This window comes from Acinetobacter sp. YH12070 (assembly GCF_013419625.1).
GTDB classification, from domain to species: Bacteria; Pseudomonadota; Gammaproteobacteria; order Pseudomonadales; family Moraxellaceae; genus Acinetobacter; species Acinetobacter amyesii.
On sequence record NZ_VOZT01000003.1, the window covers coordinates 72140 to 91321 of the forward strand.

The following is a 19182-nucleotide window of genomic DNA, read 5'->3' on the forward strand; positions in this document are numbered from 1 at the left end:
AAACATAATTATGAAAAAAGCCCTTTGAAAATGAATCAGACGTACTTTATCTAAAATACCTGAAACTAGTGATTTTAACGAAAGTTATATTTTACTAAGATGTATTAATCTTCTTACTTATCTGGCTAGTGTGAAGATATTATCGAGGCGATGAATTGAGATATACATCAAGTCATATATTACCTTATCAGGCTACCTATTTGGGTTAGCCTTTTCTTTTTTCTAGATACTATATTTTTATTTTCAATTTTAAATTCATCTCAATATTATTATTTCTGGATTATTAATTTCTGCAAAATAAAAAAGAGAGCACAGGGCTCTCTTTAATTTTCACACTGATTAGTTAGTGCAGATTGTTAGTGATTTTCTGCAAGATTTGAAGCAATACATCAAATTCACTTTGAAGCGGCGTACTTTTACGCGTCACCAATGCTAATGTGCGTGTAGGGCTTGCTTCAATTTCTTTCACAGCCAAATCTTCATTGGCTTTGATCATATTGGTATGAACTGCAATTTCAGGCAATAAGGTAAAGCCTAAATCTGCGGAAACCATTTCAACCAAAGTTGGCAATGAGCTTGCTTTTAAACGATGGTCGTTTTTACGTTCACCAATCGGGCAAGCACTCAAAGCATGATCACGTAAGCAATGGCCTTCTTCAAGCAACATTAAACGAGATAAATCTAGGTCGTCTAAAGATTTCGCTTGAGCTGCATTTTGGTCAGCTTTGTTGTACACCAAGAACAATTTTTCTTTGTTTACTTCTGCAACTTTCAAGCTACGTGTATCGAAAGGAAGAGCAAGTAATACGATATCTAGATTACCGTGCTCGAGTTTCTCAACAATTTTTTCACTTTGTGCTTCATGTAAATGCAATTGAATTTTTGGTAGTTGCTTATGCACTTCTTCTAATAATGGTGCAAGTAAAAATGGCGCAATAGTAGGAATGACCCCTAGATGTAAATCACCCGTTAGAGGTTCGCTCATTTCACGACTTAAACGCATTAGGTCTTGCGCATCTGCCAATAGAACTCGAGCTCTTCCGACAACTTGTTCACCAAGAGGAGTTAAACGCACGTTTTGACGGTCGCGTTCTACCAATACGCCACCTAGTAAACGCTCAAGTTCCATGATCCCGCCAGACAAAGTAGACTGGGTGACAAAAGAACGACGCGCAGCTTCAGTAAAGTGTAGCGTTTCTGACAGTGTTACTAGATATGACAGCTGTCTTAAGGATGGTAATGCAGCCATAGTGTCCTAATTTATGATTTAAAGTGATCAGCAAACAAACCGCTAAGATATGGAATAAAATGCGGTGGGATATCATGCCCCATTCCATCAATTAATTCAAATTTAGCACCTGAAATAGCCTTTGCAACGGCCTTACCATGGCTTGGCGGCAGCAAACGGTCACGAGCTCCATGAACCACAATGGTTTTATGCTGAATTTGTTTATCTAACTGCAGCAGGGAACCTGTACATAATATTGCTAAAAACTGTTGAAGTACACCCGCTGGGTAATAACTCCGCTTATAGAGTTTACGTGCAGTTTGTATCACTTCAAGCTGATTAATATAGCCTGGAGAGCCTATAATATTAAAAACTTTCAGGCTATGGTTAATAATGCCATCTTCATCGTTATATTCAGGTTTTTCAATTAGACTAAATAATTGCTTTGGAAATGGCGGTGGAAGTAAGGGTTGGATGTTACTGGTAAAAAGTAAGCTTAAGTTGTGCACTTTGTCTGGATAGCGTGCTGCCACGATTTGAGCGATCATGCCGCCCATTGAAGCGCCTAAAATATGGACTTTATCGAGTCCCATACGATCAATTAATAGTGCAACATCGTCTGCCATATCGTATAGATCATAGGGCGCACCCTGATTCTCTAGACCTAAGGCAAAACGTCCCATCAATTTAAAGGTGTTAAGACGTGGGCCTGGGTTACGAATTTTACTCGACAGACCAATATCACGATTATCAAAGCGAATAACTCGGTAACCTTGGTCTATTAGGGACTTACAAAAGAAATCGGGCCAATACAACATTTGTGCGCCGAGTCCCATAATCAATAAGATTGCAGGATCTTCAGGATGACCACCCACCTCGACATGAAGTTCAATGCCATTGCCTAACTCTACGCGAGTTTCATGCATAAAAGAGGCATAAGGTGAAATATTAAACTGAAGGGCACTATTCATTTTTATTTTCCTTTAAAAAGGACGTCTATTATTATCAGGACGTCCTTGTATTTAAACCTTAAACTGAAGCGGGAATCAAGTCCGGAACCTGCTTAGTCAAAGTTAAGCGTTGCTTCCCAGCAGTTGCACCGAGCAGTACAAATCCACGTAATACGCCATCTTGATCGATCGCACGGGCAATCATGCCATCTTCAAGCTCTTCTGTTTCCCATTGGGTTTCTACATCAATTGGCGCAGGAAGGACAGTTAAAGGTGCAGCAGGTGTTTTAACAGCTACAGGCATGGCTGGATAATGCACAGCGGTATGTTCACCATTGAGGGTTTTTGCCAAAGCACGTGCTTGTTGCATGATCGGCATGACGTATGGCAGAAGGGTACCATTAACTTCAGCACAGTCACCGACAGCATAGATATCTGCCAAGTTGGTTTCTAAGCCTTTATTGGTTAATACACCGCGGCTGGTGTGAATGCCGGCTTGTTTTGCTAAGTTAATCTCAGGTTGTAAGCCAATCGCAGACAACACAACATCTGCCACTAAGCTTTGACCATTGGCAAGGCTTACTTGATAGTCACCATTTTCAATGCGTGACACTTTTTCGACTGTTGTGCCTAAAACGAATTGAATGCCCGTTTCCTCTAAATTACTTTGGAATTTAGCGGCCACATGAGACGGCAGTAGGCGACCCAAAGGTTGCGGAGCTAAATCGACCACCGATACTTTCGCCCCAGTATTTTGGAGGTCGTTGGCAAATTCACAGCCAATCAAGCCTGCCCCTAAAATCACCACACGTTTATCTTCACGTGCTGCAAGCTGTTTACGGAAAGCTTTGTAGTGATCTAAATTGTTGACGACGTGAATGTCTTCACTGCCATCACCCGAAATAGCTAAGCGAATTGGATTTGCGCCGACTGCTAAAACGAGTTTTGAATATAGTTGTGTTTGAGTTCCATTTTGGCTTTCAATAGTAAGCTCATGTTTTGCTGCATCAATGGATTTAACCCAACTCTTATTGATGATTTGCATATTGAGTTGAGCCGACATTTTTTCGGCATCCCCTAGAGGGATTTGCTCAGGAGCTTTATTACCAACGAGCGCATTGGATAATGTCGGTTTAGCGTAGTTAATGGCATCATCCGCACAGATCATAATAAGTTCTAGTTCAGTATTTAACTTTCGAAATTCACGTGCAACGGCATATCCCGCCATACCAGAACCAATAATGACAATAGGGTGCATACTCAACTCCAAACACATTTCATATTTTTTAAAGACAAAAAAAAGACCATAACGATGATGGTCTTAGATTCTATTTATTAGATTTCAACCATTTCAAAATCTACTTTTGAGACGCCACAATCTGGGCAAGTCCAATCATCTGGGATATCTTCCCATTTAGTCCCTGCCACGATACCGTCTTGTGGCCAGCCTTCTGCTTCGTCATAAATCCATCCACAAACGATGCACTGATACTTTTTCATTCCATTCTCCAAAAACTGACACAAAATTAAGTCAGTAAATACTTCATAACTGTATAAGTTTATTCCTTAAGGTTAAATCGCCTTATACAGTAGACTCTTATGCTAAATTTTTACGCAGTTCTGACTATAAAGTAAAGTGGCTAAGAGTTTAATGAGTGAAATTAAAAGCAGAATGGCAGTGAGGGACAATAAATATCATAAAAACCCCAGATCTGGGAAAAATTGTCTGACAATATTTATGCCTATTGAAAAGTATATTTGAATTCATTTCCGTGAATTGGGTTCTAAATACCGCTTTTTATACCCTCATAGACTAAAGTCTTGCAGAAAAAATCTATAAAATCTTTTATTTTATGATTAGGAAAATATATATTTGATATTTTTTAAATAAATACAATATTAAAAATCAATAACTTATGTAAATTCACTGTATTTTAAATATGCATTTTGGAGAGTTTTTAGCTGTTCTTTTCTCTCAAATCGCGTTAAAATTCACACATTCCTTCCTTAATTTATTTTCTCCTATTATGAGTAATTCTACTGCTGCGGCATTGTGGTCTAACATTCGTACTGTCCAAGATTTTCCAAAACCAGGAATTTGTTTCTTTGACCTTACGCCGTTATTTATGAATAACATCGAATCGTTAACTGATGCCCTAATTGCAAGTATTCCAGCCGAGCAATTGGCAGAAGTAGATAGCTTCATTGCGGTTGAAGCCCGTGGTTTTGTTTTGGCAAGTTTACTTGCTCAGCGTACGGGTAAAGGTTTGGTCTTGGTGCGTAAAGCCGGCAAATTACCACCACCAGTGGTCGGTGTGGGTTACAGCCTTGAATACGGTTTAGATCGTCTTGAAATGTCAGCTGAAATCGAATCACAAAAAGTGATTATTGTGGATGATGTATTGGCGACGGGCGGTACGCTTCGTGCAGTGAAACAATTGGCTGAAAAATGTAAACACCAAGTTTTAGGCGCAAGCATTTTCTTAGATTTGCCTGACTTGCATAAAGATTTGGGTTTAAATATCTGGTCGGTTTTAGATGATAAAACACGTCCTGAAGCAGATGCTGCCTAAGCGTCAGCTTTAAAATGTAAAAAGCCTTGTCTATGACAGGGCTTTTTTATGTCTGATAAAAACGACGTTGCTACTTATGATTAATATGATTTATTTTTTTAAGTAGTTTAATTCGAGATGTTGGATTAAATCATTGATATTTTCAGGGCATTGTAGACGATGGTGTCCGCCATCCATCACTTGAACTTGCATATAATCTTCGAGTTGTTGTTCTGCTTCATACATATCCAAGATTTCATCACCACGTTCGATATAGGCAATTTGTGGAATATCGTGATCCAAATCCATTTCATTGATTGCAGGGTAGTCGTCGCGAAAGTCTGGATGCAGACTCGGGTTGGCAATTACACACGGAATGCGATGAAACAGCGACATTTTCAAAGCCCAATATGCCCCGAGACTATGACCGACGATGATATCAGGCTTAATGGTTTCAATACTCTCGTGGTAAAAGTCAGCAACAGTTTGAAAATTTAAGTTGCGATAGTCCACTTCAATGCAGAATTTTTGTTTTGCATCGATGGCATGGAATTTAGTGGATTCACGGGAAGAATCCAATCCATGTAAAAACAGAATTTTCGATAAGCAGGAAGTCATTGTTTTTCTACACACTGTTTTCAGACATTTTGGATGTGTTGAATATTTTATTTTTCAACAATTTTATGACTTCATTGTAGAGAGAATTGTCAAAAAGAGAATTTAGCTTTTGGTCTAATTTGTAGGCATTTAAAAGACTTTAGTCTTAAAGAAAATAGATTAAAAGGTTGAATTAAGTTATTAATATTTATTTTAATGTATTGATAGTTATAAGTATTTTTTAAAGCTTTTAGTTCTCATTTGATATCGTTAAAATGTAGGTTTTCGAGCTTGAGTATTTAATTTTTATCTACTGCATATTTGCAAGGTATGTTTTATGTCTACCTGAAGGTATAACGATTAAAACATCTTACTTCGATAAATTTCTACTTATTAAAAAAATGCGCGCATTGCTTACTGCTCAATTCAAAGGAAATCTGCTATGCTATGCAACTTCCGTTTTTTAACTATTTGAGACAGAGATGACGCAACATAACGCTCAATCGACTTCTGAACAAGCCATTTCCGAAAACGATTTAATTGCACAGCGTCATGCCAAGTTAGAGCACATCAAAGAGCACGCCAAGGAAACAGGTGTTAGCCCGTGGCCTAACACATTTAAGCGTGAACACTATGCACAAGACCTACAAGATCAATTCGCTGAAAAATCAAAAGAAGAAATTGAAGCAGGCGAAAAGGTTTATGTAAAAGTTGCTGGTCGTGTGATGTTGAACCGTGGTTCATTCATCGTAATCCAAGATATGACTGGTCGTATCCAGCTTTATGTACCACGTAAAGAGTTGGATGCTGATGTTCTTGCAACAATTAAAGCACTCGATTTGGGCGATATTATTGCCATTGAAGGTTATATTGGTCGTTCTGGTAAAGGTGACCTTTATGTTCATATTGAACATTTTGAGCTTTTAACCAAATCACTCCGTCCACTTCCAGACAAATTCCATGGTTTGACTGATACTGAAGTTAAATACCGTAAGCGTTATTTAGACCTCATCATGAACGAAGAAACACGTAAAACTTTTGAAATTCGTGCAAAAGTGGTGTCAGGTATTCGTTCATATTTGAGCAATGAGCGTTTCATGGAAGTTGAAACACCAATGATGCATGTGATTCCGGGTGGTGCATCTGCGCGTCCATTCGAAACTCACCACAACGCATTAGATATGCCTTTATTTTTACGTATTGCGCCTGAGCTTTATTTAAAACGTTTGGTCGTTGGTGGTTTTGAGCGCGTGTTCGAAATTAACCGTAACTTCCGTAACGAGGGTGTATCAACACGTCATAATCCAGAATTCACCATGATTGAATTCTACCAAGCATATGCAGACTACAAAGACCTGATGGCTTTGACAGAAAATATGCTTGAAAAATTGGCCATCGACATCTTAGGTTCGACTGATGTGCCTTATGGTGATGAAGTGTATAGTTTCAAAGGTCCATTCAAGAAAATTTCGATGTTTGATGCGATTCTTGAACACAACCCAACGTTCACTGCTGAAAATGTATCTGATCGTGAGTTCCTTGCAAACTTCGTTAAAAATGAACTGAAAGAGCAAGTAAAACCTGGTTTTGGTTTAGGCAAACTTCAAACCATCGTATTTGAAGAAACTGTTGAAACAGAACTTCGTCAACCGACATTCATCACAGAATACCCAGCGGAAACTTCACCATTGGCACGTCGTAATGATGAAAATCCACATATTACGGACCGTTTTGAATTCTTCATCGGTGGTCGTGAGTTGGCAAATGGTTTCTCAGAGTTAAATGATCCGATTGACCAAGCTGAACGTTTCCAAGCCCAAGTTGCTGAAAAAGATGCGGGTGACGATGAAGCAATGCATTACGATGCAGACTTTATTGAAGCATTGGAATACGGCTTACCTCCGACAGCGGGTGAGGGTATCGGTATTGACCGTTTGGTGATGTTGTTTGCGAATGCTGCAAGTATCCGTGAAGTGATCTTGTTCCCACATATGCGTCATAAAAACTAATTTAGTTTTTGAAATAAAAAACCCGCTTACTGCGGGTTTTTTATTGTTTCAATAGAGGATATTTAATTCTTCTTAGCCAATTTTCAGACAAAAAAATACGCAATGATTGGGGTGTTCATTGCGTATAACAACGAATCTGTTTTCACAGGTTCGGTAAAGGAGAAATGTTATGAATTTAGGTATTCCTAAAACATAAATAGATAATAGAGTGAACGGTCAGTCATTTCATTGGTGTTCACGTTAAGTGATGTTACCTAACGTTAAAACTAAGGAGATTTTGTGAATACCTTCACAAAAAGTGCCTATAAAAAAGCCTTTCACATTGGAAAGGCTTAATTTTATAGAATTTTTTAAATTTAGAAGTGGAAAACACCCAGTCCAGATTTAATTTCATCTAACGTTTGTTGGGTAATATCACGGCATTTATCGGTACCGGTTTTTAAAATATCCATGATGTAGTCAGGATCTTTTTGCAATTCTAAACGGCGTTCACGGATCGGGCCGATCAGCTCTTTTAGCACGCCTTCAAGACGCTTTTTCACAGTACCATCGCCTAGGCCACCACGACGATAGTGTTCTTTCAGCTCTGCAACAGCTTCTTTATCAGGATCGAATGCATCGAGGTAAGTAAATACGACGTTACCTTCCACTTGACCTGGATCTTCAATACGTAAATGATTTGGATCGGTATACATTGCATTAACAGCTTTCTTGATATCTTTATCAGTCGCGTCAAGCACAATGGTATTGCCCAAAGATTTAGACATTTTTGCTTTACCATCAAAACCTGGTAAGCGGCCTACATTAGAGAGTAAAGCTTTACATTCAGGAAGTACGTCACGACCAATTTGACGGTTTAAACGACGAACAATTTCGTTGGTTTGTTCAATCATTGGAATTTGGTCTTCGCCCACTGGAACGACAGATGCTTTAAACGCTGTAATATCGGCAGCTTGAGCTACTGGATAGCATAAGAAACCTGCAGGAATATCACGCTCAAATCCACGCATTTGAATCTCAGATTTGATGGTTGGATTACGCTCTAAGCGAGAAACCGTCACAAAGTTCAAATACAACATGGTCAATTCATTCAATGCTGGTAAGCATGATTGAACGCAAATCGTGGTTTTGGTTGGGTCAATTCCTACAGCAAGATAATCGGTTGCGACTTCAATAATATTGCGACGAACTTTTTCGAAGTTATCGGCATTATCAGTTAAGGCTTGAGCATCAGCTAAAAGGAGATGTTGATGATGCGAATCTTGTAAACCTACACGTGAACGTAAAGAACCTACAAAATGACCTAAATGTAATTGTCCAGTCGGACGGTCGCCAGTCAAAATCACTGGACGATTATCTTGAGTACTCATTATCTGTTCCAAAGTGGTAGTCAAAGCTACGGCTGATTTTCAAAGAATGTCCCCATTGTACGGCATTCTATTTTTGATTGTTACTGACACAGCACAATTGACTGAAAAATGGGTGAATATTTTGTTAATTATTAAAAAACTAAATACAATTTTAGCGTTAAATAGAATTAGAATATTAAAAAATGCCTAAAGGATAAAAATAATGGCGAGTAGCTTATTAATCTTACTTGATGATATTGCAACTGTGTTGGATGACGTTGCTGTGATGAGTAAGATGGCAGCCAAAAAAACAGCGGGTGTCCTTGGAGATGATTTAGCACTGAATGCACAACAAGTCAGTGGTGTCCGTTCCGATCGTGAACTTCCTGTCGTTTGGTCTGTCGCCAAAGGTTCTTTTGTTAATAAATTAATTTTGGTTCCGGCTGCTTTATTGATCAGTGTGGTTGCACCTTGGCTGATTACACCGCTTTTGATGATTGGTGGTTTGTTTTTGTGCTATGAGGGTGTGGAAAAAGTCCTGCATAGTTTGCATCATAAAAAAGCCAAAACAGAAGAAGTTGCTCGTGAAGAGATGACCCATATTGAAACGGATTTGGTGACTTTTGAAAAAGAAAAAGTCAAAGGTGCCATCCGGACCGATTTTATTTTATCTGCTGAAATTGTGGTGATTTCATTGGGTACGGTTGCAACTGCGGCATTTGGGACTAAGGTCATGGTGCTTTCGGTGATTGCAATTATAATGACCGTTGGTGTTTATGGTTTTGTCGCGATGATTGTCAAAATTGATGACTTAGGACTTTATCTCACGCAACAAGCATCACAATTTAAAAAGACCGTTGGACAAGGTTTGTTAGCATTTGCACCTAAGTTGATGAAGACATTAACCATTGTAGGTACGATTGCCATGTTTTTAGTGGGTGGTGGCATCATTACCCATGGTGTGCCTTTGCTACACCATTTTATAGAAGGCTCTGTAGATTATGCAGAACATATTCCTACAGTTGGCAGTATTGTGGGTGCATTAACACCGACTTTAATCAATTTAGTGACAGGTTTTATTGCAGGTTTAATCGTGCTGTGCGTCGTATCTTTAGTTCAAAAAGTATGGCCAAAGTCGCAAAAGGATTAATCTGTAAACGCACGGATATCAACTATTTTATATAAGGAAGATCACTATGCGCTGGAAAGGTCGAAGAGTTAGTTCAAACGTAGAAGACCGTCGCGGTGGTGGCGGTGCAAAAGCGGGTGGGATCAGTATTCTCGGTTTGGTTGTGGCATTTGTTGCGTGGAAGTTTTTTGGTGTAGATCCGCAGCAAGCTTATCAGGCGACCAAACAAGTGACTTCACAGGGTCAAACGGCTGAAGTCAAAGGTCTGGATAATCCAACACCTGAACAACAAGAAGCGATGGATTTTGTTGGAACGGTTTTGGCCGATACGGAAGATACATGGACTAAAGTCTTCCAAGAACAGTTAAATGCCCAGTATAAGCCGCCTAAATTGGTCATGTTTAATGGTGTGGTCAATTCAGGTTGTGGTACAGCACAAGCTGCAATGGGGCCGTTTTATTGCCCAGCAGATCAAAAGGTCTATATTGATACTGCATTCTTTAAAGATATGCGTACGCAAATGGGCATTACGGGTGAACAAAATCAAACTGAATTGAGTCGTCAAGATCAGGCGGGTGATTTTGCGCAAGCCTATGTGGTTGCCCATGAAGTTGGACATCATATCCAAACGATTTTAGGTATTTCTGAGCAAGTTCAGCAGGCGCGTGCGCAAGCGTCTAAAGCTGAAGGTAATCGTTATTCGGTCATGCAAGAACTACAAGCAGACTGCTTTGCGGGTATTTGGGCGCATCATAATCAACAGCGTACCCAATTTTTAGAGCAGGGTGATGTAGAAGAAGCGATGGACGCTGCACATAAGATTGGTGATGACTATTTACAGAAAAGTGCAACTGGGCAAGTGGTCCCAGATAGCTTCACGCACGGAACCAGTGAGCAACGTATGAAATGGTTCCAGACAGGGTTGAAATCAGGCAATATCAATAGCTGTGATACCTTTAACCAAGCCATTTAAAACAAAAAAAGGAGGATGCAAACATCCTCTTTTTTTCATTGAAAAATAGATTGAAACTTATTTATTAAGAAATGATTTAAAGTTTCGAACAATACGATAGCTGACATACAATGCGGCAAATGCGAATAAAGCCACGCCAAAAACAGTATATTTAAGGCCTGAAATATCGTTTTGATAGAACTGTTTTAATTGGGCATCGCTATAGCGTAATTGTTGTTTTTGTCCAGTGCGGCTATTGGTGAAACTCACATTTTGGATATATTGAAATTGTCCAATTTTGAGTAAATCGAGGTGTTGAATTTGTCGGGTGTGTTGCTGATTAAATTCATCGAGACAAATATCTTGTGTATAGTTTTCACAATTCAGTTTGGTAAGATAACCATTATTCGCCAGCATGATAAATATCGCACGATCGGGTGATTCATTATTGGAGACCAAAACCAATTGTTCTTTGGGCGTTGAATCGAGTGAGATGGTTTTTGCCTGACTAAAATAGTGCTTAGCACGTAAAATTTCCTGTGTCTTGCTATAGCAAGTGAGGATCAGGGCCGCAGTAATGATAAAGATCACCGCAGCAAAAAAAAGTCGAAAAACAGTTTTAATAGTCTGATGCATAGGAGAAATCATGTAGATGATGAAAATGCATAAAATCTATGCAGGTTTGCTATGTTAAATGATCTTGATAAAAGATGTGAAAAAAACTGAATTGATACACGGAATTTAGATAAAATTCGTTAGAATATTTTATTTTCAAATACTAAATAATTTAGTATTTATTTTCAAAATACCTATATCTCACTCTGTAGGCGACACAGCACCAAAATTGGGAACAAAATGGGAAATTATTTTTTTCTACAGGTTTTTACCGTTATTTTTGCACTTTCGATTGCAACCACGATTTTTAATAAACGTATCTTGGGCTTTCCACAAGCCATAGGTGTTCCCATTGTTTCTGCAATTTTTGTCTTTATTTTGCAATGGGGTGCAAGCCTGCTCAATGGCAATCAATTTGTGACGATTAATTTGCACAATATCGAAGAGGCCGTTCGCCATATCGACTTTTATGACTTTTTAATTAATGGCGTGATTTGTTTTATTTTGACCTCTTCTGCCTTGAAATTTAAAGTTTCAGATTTACGTTTGCATTGGAAACCAATCAGTATTTTGGCCAGTATAGCCTTGGTGCTTTGTGCGGTGTTCTTTGGTGTTGCTCTGTATGGTTATCAGTTCTTAATTGGTCATCATGTTGATTTATTGGTGTTGTTGTTATTAGGTGCTGCTTTAGGTGCGACCGACCCGATTGGGGTTAAAGGTGTACTAAGTTCGGTGCGTGCGCCACATCATTTGATGGTGAAATTAGAAGGCGAATCGCTCTTTAATGATGCCATGTGTATTGCCGTGTTTATGACCTTACTCAATGTCTTGCAAGGTGAACATTTTACCGTCATTGGTACGCTTGAAACGCTATTATATGAAATTGTTGTCGCAGTCATCATTGGTTGGGCATTTGGTTTAGGAATATTACGTTTACTCCGTGGTAAACATGAGATGGAATCCTTGATTTTAACCACTGCATTGTTGGCAAGTGGTTCTTATCTAGTCGCTTTATTCGCACATGCATCAGCACCAATTGCATGCGTTATTGGTGGTTTGATTGTTGGGAATAAATGGAAAGAAATCCTTCAAGATCGTGAAATTCGGGAAGTCAATCATTTCTGGCATACCGTGGAAGGGATCATCAATTCCTTCTTATTTACCCTGATCGGTCTTGAGTTATTTATCTTAGATTTAAGTATCAGTTTGATTTTAGGCGGTATGGTGGCGTTTATTATTTTGCATGCATCGCGCTTTGCAGCAAACTATTTATCCTTCGCATTTTTCCCGAGTTTCCGCAAAAAAAGCTATAACGGTAGTCTTGCGATTTTATCGTGGGGTGGGGTTCGTGGCGGTATTTCATTGGCCCTAATCCTTGCGGTTGCCAATATTCCTGAACTTAGTGAATACAGTAGTATTTTGATTGGATATACATTTATCGCAGTATTAATGTCGGGCCTCGTGTGTGGCTTAGGTTTACCTGCTGTGATGAATGCTTTTTATTACAATCCGAATGAAGAAACCAAAGGCTTCAAAGGTTGGTACCAAAGAATGTGCCATAAAATGAATAAAAAGGGCTTCCAATATATTGTGGGCGAAGATATCCATGGTAATGAAACCATTACGGTTTATAACCCTGAAGCGTTAATAGATACCAAAGCGGATGATGGTGTAGCTGCGGTACATAACCCAGAAAAAGTGCAAGAAGTTCGTCGTTTGGAGAACCCTGAAAACTTCTAAAACTGTTTTGTTTGACTTAAAAAAGGAAATGCTTGAGCATTTCCTTGTATTATTTATAGTTATGTTTCATCATGGTACATCAAAATGGGGAGAAATTATGACTGGTCATTCATTGGTGTTATTGTGACTTACATCACATAAATAAGTGTTTGTTATTACTTGCATAAAGATGGATCTAAAATCTAAATGTATTGATAAAAATATTAAAATATTCAAACAATTATGCAAAAAAATACACAAAGCATGATATAACGCACACAATTAAAAAAATTGGTTTTAATGATTTGTAATTAAAGAAATTATTAATCACCAATAACTCATTACAAAACCAAAAAAACATAAAAACGGCCCTAATGTAAATAAATGAGGTTTTACCTATGTCGTAAATTTCTGTCATTTCTAAAGAAAGTCATAAAGTTTTGTATCGAGTTGAATCCAATCAAGTTGGGCTTATCAAAAATTCTGTCATCGTACTCAAAATCCGGAAAGAGGATGTTACTTCAATTACAAAGAATGGTGCTGACGTAATAATCACCTTAAAAAAATGGGGAAGTGATTACTGTACAAAACTATTTTAGTGAGGCGACACCAGACAATAGTTTGGTATTTGAGGGTGAAGACGGTACATGGTATTGGGCAAAATTTACAACAGCCAATGGTGATATTGCGGATGTTATTCAGTATCAACTTTTAGAAGAAATTAAACTGCTGCTTTATAACGATTCATTGACGGATGTAATTTTACCCTGAATTGCGGGAGCAGATGGTGCTGGTTTATTGGGTGCAGCTATTGTTGGTGAATCTGATTATTCTGGTGGTTCTAAGGATACGACTAAACCTGACGCGTCTAAAGATGTGGTGATCACCGATGATGGTGAGCACGTCACAGGTGAAGGTGAGCCGGGTACAACGGTAGAAGTAAAAGATCAAGATGGCAAAGTCATTGGCGCAGGCACAGTGGATTTATCAGGGAATTTTGATGTTGAATTTAAAAATTAATTAACCAAGGGTGAAACCATTGAAGTCACTGTGATAGATAAAGTAGGCAATGATCAATTCAACACCAAAGCGGGCATTGATACGGTTATTTATAAAGTATTGGATCAAGCCGATGCAACGGGCGGTAATGGACATGATACTTGGAATGACTTTAATTCGTCTGTAGGCGATAAAGTGAATATCAAAGCTTTGTTACAAGGTCAAAATGTCAATCAGTCGAATATTGATCAGTTTGTTTCGGTTAAATCTGATGGCAAGGGCAACACTGTGATCAGCATTGATCGTGATGGAACAGGATCTAAATTTGGTGATAAAGTTGAATTACTCACTTTGAAAAATACCGATGTGACTTTACAAGATCTAATCGATCACAACCAATTACTGTACTAATCTGTCAAAATTAAGTATTAATCAAAGAGAACCTTCGGATTCTCTTTTTTATGCGGCTCAAAGGAGATCAGATGAAGCAGAGTGATGAGTTGGCAACGCAAATTTTGTCGGTCATTCAATTGATACCGCAGGCGAAGATTGCCACTTACGGACAAATTGCCAAATTAGCGGGTTTACCGAAACATGCACGACTGGTTGGCTATGTACTAAAGCATCTAGATACAACATCAACGATCCCATGGCATCGGGTGGTGAATGCTCAGGGAAAAATCAGCACGCAGCGTTGCAATGAAAAAGGTGAAAATATCCAGCAATTGAAATTGGCAGCTGAAAATGTCTTTGTGGTGAATGGACGCATCTCATTGAAACAATATCAATGGTTACCCTAAAAAATCCTTGCCTTAAACATAGAATTATAATTTTATAATTGATGAAGTAGTCAATAAAAAGCCCTCTAGGATCAGAAGGCTTTTTATTTCACGCTATAAATCTAATGGCTTATTTGCGTACAACCAAAACAGGAATGTCTGAAGCACCCAGTATGCTTTGAGCTACGCTGCCCAAGAAGAATTTTTTGATCCCTGTACGGCCATGTGAACCAATGATAATCAAGTCCGCATGTGTTTCTTCTGCAGCTTTAACCAGTTCTGTATGCACCACTTGACCTTCAAGTAGGCGAGTTTCAACAGTGACACCTTCAGTTGAAAATTTCGCTTTTGCTTCTTCAAGTGTATTTAAAATCGATGCACGAGCACGTTCAATTAAATCATTGGTTTGTGCTGCTGAAATATACTCTGCAGCAATATATGGATCGAGCGTCAGTACTTGAACCACAGTAATTTTACTGCCAAAAGTTTTTGCAAACTCGACAGCTTTAGCCACCGCAGCATAAGAAGTTTCTGAACCGTCCACTGGAACTAAAATATTATTTAAAGCCATCTTATTTCTCCTTATCTGATCAATTGAATTTGGATGGAAAAACCTGAAAAAAAGCGCTATTTACATTGATCATAGTTTCATCATACGCTTTTTTATTTGGGAATAAAACCAAGTAAATTCATAAGGATATTGTGAAATTCGCAATAAAAATATTGCAAAAATATGGACTTGTTTTCAACACGCTTAGCGATAGCAAAAATGCTCAATAATGTAAGCAGCTATGTCTAGATTGTAAGACAATTTGGTGCAGAAAAAATTGAGCTTTGATAATTTCATTTAACAGCGGACATGGTTTTAATCACACTGTTTCTCTTGCTCTGTCAGGGTAATATGCAACGCTTGTTGCTCAAGCAAGCTTAATTTATGCAAAGTATCTTCAGGAAAGATCTGTTTCTGTAGGCGTTGAATCTGTCGAGCTGATAAATACTGATTGGCACAATACATTGCAGCTTCATTGGCGCGAGCAACACTGACTAATTTCTCCTGATCATTGAAGTCGAGTCGAATGATTGGTTGCTGTGCTCGGCTAAGTTGAGCCATGCTGCGCTTTTGTTGCATGCTCAATAAAGGCTGTTTATTAATCCAAGTCGCCACATCACGTCGTACACCATTATAGTCAACAAAAATTGGGGAGACGATTTGGCAGCCCGTCAGTGTCATAACGGTTAGGCTAAGGGTCAGACAGATTTTTTTTATCGAATTGAATTGCATGATAAAACTCTAATTTTTAATCAAAAAATATAGTAATTAGGGCTAAAAATAGCATGATTTGCTTAAATAGTAACATCTTGAACTTTGCTTGTTTAAACTCTGAACAATTGCAAACAAAAATGCTTGACGATAATGTATGAAATCTAGATAATGCCACCACAGTTTACGGCTATGTAGCTCAGTTGGTTAGAGCACCGCACTCATAATGCGGGGGTCACAAGTTCAAGTCTCGTCATAGCCACCATTTTTATAGACCAAGCTCTCAGCTTGGTCTCTTTTTTTGTGCCTTGAAAAAGTCAAATAGATTGAAATAATTACAGCACTAATAAAATGATCTATTTACGATGTTTATGTAGAAAAAAGAGAACTCAAATCTTTAACTGCATTATTTTATGACCTGACTTTTGAAATATACTTCTCAATTATTTTTTATTTTTACTGCTGCGTATTTTGCGCCTATAAAAAAGCCCAGTTCTATAACTGGGCTTTTTTGATTTGAATCAAGTAATTAGATACCCGGTTTCCAACCATTCACGATCGGATAGCGACGTTCACGGCTAAATGCACGTGAGCTGATACGTGGGCCAATCGCGCCTTGGCGACGTTTGTATTCGTTTAGATCAACCAAACGGATGACTTTTTTCACCACTTCAGCATCAAAACCTTTGGCAATGATGTCATCTTGGCTCATGTCTTCTTCGATATAGGCATATAAGATGGCATCCAATACTTCGTATTCAGGTAGAGAGTCTTGGTCTTTCTGATCTGGACGAAGTTCCGCAGAAGGTGGGCGAGTAATCACACGTTCAGGGATCACTGGTGTTTCTGAAATGCTGTTACGGTATTTTGCTAGTTCAAATACAATCGTTTTATAGACGTCTTTAAGAACCGCAAAGCCACCGACCATGTCACCGTACAATGTACAGTAGCCAACAGATAATTCAGACTTGTTCCCTGTAGAAAGGACTAAATTGCCGAACTTATTCGATAAGGCCATTAACAATGTACCGCGAGAACGCGCTTGTAGGTTTTCTTCAGTTGCATCTGTCGGTGCATTGCCAAAGAATGGGAACAAGGTTTGCATAAAGCCATTCACAATTGGATTGATTTCGGCAATACCAAAAGTTACGCCCATATTCTTGGCTTGTTCAGCCGCATCTTCAACACTGATTTGTGCAGTATAAGTATATGGCATCATGACCGCTTGAACTTTATCTGCGCCAATCGCATCGGCAGCAATCGCTAAAGTTAATGCTGAGTCAATACCACCAGATAGACCTAAAATCACACCTGGGAAGCCTGAACGTTGTACGTAGTCACGTGTTGCGATCACAAGGCTTTGGTAGATTTCAGCCATGGTATTTAATACAGGCGTGATTGCACCTGTTTTAAAGGCTTTTTGTTCAGCATCGTATTCTGCGATATATAGATCTTCAACAAAACTCGGTGCTTGCAATGCAACTTCACCTGAATTGTTCATCACAAAGCTTGTGCCATCAAAGACAAGGTCATCTTGACCGCCCACTTGGTTACAGTAAACCAAATTGATGTTCAATTGTTTGGTCAATGCAGCCATGGTTTCAATGCGATGCTGTGGTTTACCAACTTCATAAGGTGAAGCATTTAAAACCAAAGCGGTTTCAACATTTAACTGAGCAAGCTGTTGAACAGTTGGTAATGCCCAAACATCTTCGCAAATCAACACACCAAACTTATGACCTAAATATTCAAAGACAAGGTGTTGATGACCCTCACTGAAATAACGTTTTTCATCAAAAACGCTATAGTTTGGAAGATTTTGTTTATTGTAAATCCCGAGAACTTGACCATTTTTCATGACAGCAGCAGAGTTATAGCGCTGACCATCTTCAGTTTGATTTACAAAACCAAAGACTAAAACGATGTCCTTAATGCTTGCTAATTGTTCAAAAGCTTGCTGTGTACGTTTATTTAAACTTGGACGTAATAATAAATCTTCAGCAGGATAACCAACTGTAGAAAGTTCCGGAAAAACAATAATATCTGCATTCTGTTCTTTTGCAGCATTGGCTTGTTGAAGCATTTTTGCTGCGTTTGATTCTAGATTACCAATATGCGGAGAGAACTGAGCAAGTGCAATTTTAAAACTATTCATTCCAACTAAATCCTATTCCTATAGGTGAATACACTTAACACACTGATTTGTATTATTGTGATTATTCAGCGAGTGTATTTAGATACGAAAAATACTGCCGAAAGGCGAAAACAAAACACCATCATCGTATGATAATTCACTTGTTTTGATGCAAAGCAAAAAAATAAGGTGAGCCTATTTTATCTGAATTTAAGCGAGATACTAGAGGTATTCATAGCTTTTAAAAGCCTAGCTGAGCTTATGTGCCATAAAGTAAATATTAATGCTGTTTTTTTGTACTTAAAATAGCGTCAATGGTCGAGCAATAGTGTGAAATAGAATGATCAGGCGATATTCAATTTTATCTAAAAATATTCGCTACAGAGCATGGACGCTTTATAGCTCAATTTGATGAACAAGTTCTGGATATAAAATAATATTTTTAATTCGCTTTAAATAGATGTCACGAGCAATGTCGCCTTGTTGCTCAATGTTGTAGTCAAAAAATGCTTTGTGTGGTTTGAGGGTATAGCGGTAAGGGTTATATTTTTTTAAACTGAAGAAATACGCCATCTGTAAAATAGCACCCCGACCCAAAACATTGATCTGCTGCTGGTATTGATAAACATGGGCCATCTCATGAATAAACAGGGCACGATATCCTAAAGACGCTTTGGCATAGTCCGCTTTAAACAGTAAATTTCGTGCATGAATATACCCCTGAGGCGCCATGATCACATGTGCCGATTGCCAAGGCAAAAAAGGGTGATTCATCACTTTCACTTGCTCATATTGAATCAAATCACCAAACACACTGCGACACATGGATATTTCACCTGCCGTGAGGGATCGATATTTAAAACCTTCAAGTTTTAATAGTCGAATGAGTGTGTGAAAAAAGGGCAACAT

At 38.5% G+C, this 19182-nt stretch carries 21 protein-coding genes and 1 tRNA gene; 11 read left to right on the forward strand and 11 right to left on the reverse strand.

Translation table 11 applies throughout. The features are described from left to right. Nucleotides 1-343: 343 nt before the first annotated feature. The 4 genes from oxyR to rubA all read right to left on the reverse strand — a co-directional run bounded on the left by oxyR (nt 344) and on the right by rubA (nt 3678). Nucleotides 344-1249, reverse strand: a complete 906-nt coding sequence (oxyR, locus tag FTU17_RS01755) for a LysR family transcriptional regulator OxyR (RefSeq protein ID WP_180007453.1) — start codon at nt 1247-1249, stop codon at nt 344-346. Between the two features lie 11 nt (nt 1250-1260). Continuing rightward, a complete protein-coding gene (locus FTU17_RS01760) occupies nt 1261-2199 on the reverse strand; it encodes an alpha/beta fold hydrolase (protein WP_218945492.1) in 939 nt (312 codons plus the stop codon). 58 nt (nt 2200-2257) lie between these two features. Then, on the reverse strand, nt 2258-3436 hold the full coding sequence (locus tag FTU17_RS01765) for an NAD(P)/FAD-dependent oxidoreductase (RefSeq protein ID WP_180105908.1): 1179 nt from the start codon (nt 3434-3436) through the stop codon (nt 2258-2260). 77 nt (nt 3437-3513) lie between these two features. Further along, nucleotides 3514-3678: a rubredoxin RubA gene (gene rubA, locus FTU17_RS01770; RefSeq protein ID WP_005179369.1), complete on the reverse strand. Its 165-nt coding sequence runs from the start codon at nt 3676-3678 to the stop codon at nt 3514-3516. A gap of 527 nt (nt 3679-4205) precedes the next feature. Here rubA and FTU17_RS01775 point away from each other — a divergent pair. Further along, nucleotides 4206-4751: an adenine phosphoribosyltransferase gene (locus FTU17_RS01775; protein WP_078189930.1), complete on the forward strand. Its 546-nt coding sequence runs from the start codon at nt 4206-4208 to the stop codon at nt 4749-4751. Between the two features lie 90 nt (nt 4752-4841). Here the strand turns inward: FTU17_RS01775 and FTU17_RS01780 are convergent, their stop codons facing one another. Further along, on the reverse strand, nt 4842-5348 hold the full coding sequence (locus FTU17_RS01780) for a YqiA/YcfP family alpha/beta fold hydrolase (protein WP_078189929.1): 507 nt from the start codon (nt 5346-5348) through the stop codon (nt 4842-4844). Between the two features lie 461 nt (nt 5349-5809). Between FTU17_RS01780 and lysS the strand changes: the two genes are divergently transcribed. Then, entirely contained in the window at nt 5810-7336 is a 1527-nt protein-coding gene (lysS, locus tag FTU17_RS01785; RefSeq protein ID WP_078193012.1) for a lysine--tRNA ligase, read from the forward strand. Between the two features lie 356 nt (nt 7337-7692). Here lysS and trpS read toward each other — a convergent pair whose 3' ends face one another. Then, nucleotides 7693-8706, reverse strand: coding sequence for a tryptophan--tRNA ligase (trpS, locus tag FTU17_RS01790; protein ID WP_168379231.1), 1014 nt, complete (start codon nt 8704-8706; stop codon nt 7693-7695). 202 nt (nt 8707-8908) lie between these two features. Between trpS and FTU17_RS01795 the strand changes: the two genes are divergently transcribed. Together FTU17_RS01795 and FTU17_RS01800 are read left to right on the forward strand one after the other, a co-directional pair. Beyond that, complete coding sequence (locus FTU17_RS01795) at nt 8909-9835, forward strand: DUF808 domain-containing protein (protein ID WP_180007458.1); 927 nt, start codon at nt 8909-8911, stop codon at nt 9833-9835. A 46-nt stretch (nt 9836-9881) separates the two neighbouring features. Next, nucleotides 9882-10787: a neutral zinc metallopeptidase gene (locus tag FTU17_RS01800; protein WP_180024102.1), complete on the forward strand. Its 906-nt coding sequence runs from the start codon at nt 9882-9884 to the stop codon at nt 10785-10787. Nucleotides 10788-10844: 57 nt separating this feature from the next. On the opposite strand, the gene FTU17_RS01805 is transcribed toward FTU17_RS01800, so the two are convergent. Beyond that, complete coding sequence (locus FTU17_RS01805; protein WP_180134574.1) at nt 10845-11402, reverse strand: hypothetical protein; 558 nt, start codon at nt 11400-11402, stop codon at nt 10845-10847. Between the two features lie 219 nt (nt 11403-11621). On the opposite strand from FTU17_RS01805, the gene FTU17_RS01810 reads away from it, so the two are divergent. The 6 genes from FTU17_RS01810 (at nt 11622) to FTU17_RS01835 (ending at nt 14899) form a co-directional block, all read left to right on the forward strand. Further along, on the forward strand, nt 11622-13121 hold the full coding sequence (locus tag FTU17_RS01810; protein WP_078189922.1) for a sodium:proton antiporter: 1500 nt from the start codon (nt 11622-11624) through the stop codon (nt 13119-13121). A gap of 395 nt (nt 13122-13516) precedes the next feature. Then, a complete protein-coding gene (locus FTU17_RS17715) occupies nt 13517-13699 on the forward strand; it encodes a BapA prefix-like domain-containing protein (RefSeq protein ID WP_373684046.1) in 183 nt (60 codons plus the stop codon). Beyond that, complete coding sequence (locus tag FTU17_RS01820; protein WP_180035355.1) at nt 13674-13871, forward strand: hypothetical protein; 198 nt, start codon at nt 13674-13676, stop codon at nt 13869-13871. The genes FTU17_RS17715 and FTU17_RS01820 overlap by 26 nt, the downstream gene beginning before the upstream one ends. A 27-nt stretch (nt 13872-13898) precedes the next feature. Next, nucleotides 13899-14120, forward strand: coding sequence for an Ig-like domain-containing protein (locus FTU17_RS01825; protein WP_078193005.1), 222 nt, complete (start codon nt 13899-13901; stop codon nt 14118-14120). A 30-nt stretch (nt 14121-14150) separates the two neighbouring features. Then, nucleotides 14151-14510, forward strand: coding sequence for a type I secretion C-terminal target domain-containing protein (locus FTU17_RS01830; protein ID WP_257250053.1), 360 nt, complete (start codon nt 14151-14153; stop codon nt 14508-14510). 71 nt (nt 14511-14581) lie between these two features. Then, nucleotides 14582-14899 carry an MGMT family protein gene (locus FTU17_RS01835; RefSeq protein ID WP_180011029.1) on the forward strand — a complete coding sequence of 106 codons (318 nt, stop codon included), beginning with the start codon at nt 14582-14584 and terminating at the stop codon, nt 14897-14899. A gap of 109 nt (nt 14900-15008) precedes the next feature. Here FTU17_RS01835 and FTU17_RS01840 read toward each other — a convergent pair whose 3' ends face one another. Further along, nucleotides 15009-15449, reverse strand: a complete 441-nt coding sequence (locus FTU17_RS01840; RefSeq protein ID WP_180041863.1) for a universal stress protein — start codon at nt 15447-15449, stop codon at nt 15009-15011. 294 nt (nt 15450-15743) lie between these two features. Further along, the gene (locus tag FTU17_RS01845) at nt 15744-16160 is read right to left on the reverse strand and encodes a hypothetical protein (RefSeq protein ID WP_218954629.1); all 417 of its coding nucleotides are present in this window, start codon (nt 16158-16160) and stop codon (nt 15744-15746) included. Between the two features lie 167 nt (nt 16161-16327). Between FTU17_RS01845 and FTU17_RS01850 the strand changes: the two genes are divergently transcribed. Beyond that, nucleotides 16328-16404, forward strand: a tRNA-Met gene (locus FTU17_RS01850). 264 nt (nt 16405-16668) lie between these two features. On the opposite strand, the gene FTU17_RS01855 is transcribed toward FTU17_RS01850, so the two are convergent. Further along, nucleotides 16669-18294 carry an NAD+ synthase gene (locus FTU17_RS01855; protein ID WP_180055816.1) on the reverse strand — a complete coding sequence of 542 codons (1626 nt, stop codon included), beginning with the start codon at nt 18292-18294 and terminating at the stop codon, nt 16669-16671. 375 nt (nt 18295-18669) lie between these two features. Further along, nucleotides 18670-19182, reverse strand: a complete 513-nt coding sequence (locus tag FTU17_RS01860) for a hypothetical protein (RefSeq protein ID WP_180134576.1) — start codon at nt 19180-19182, stop codon at nt 18670-18672.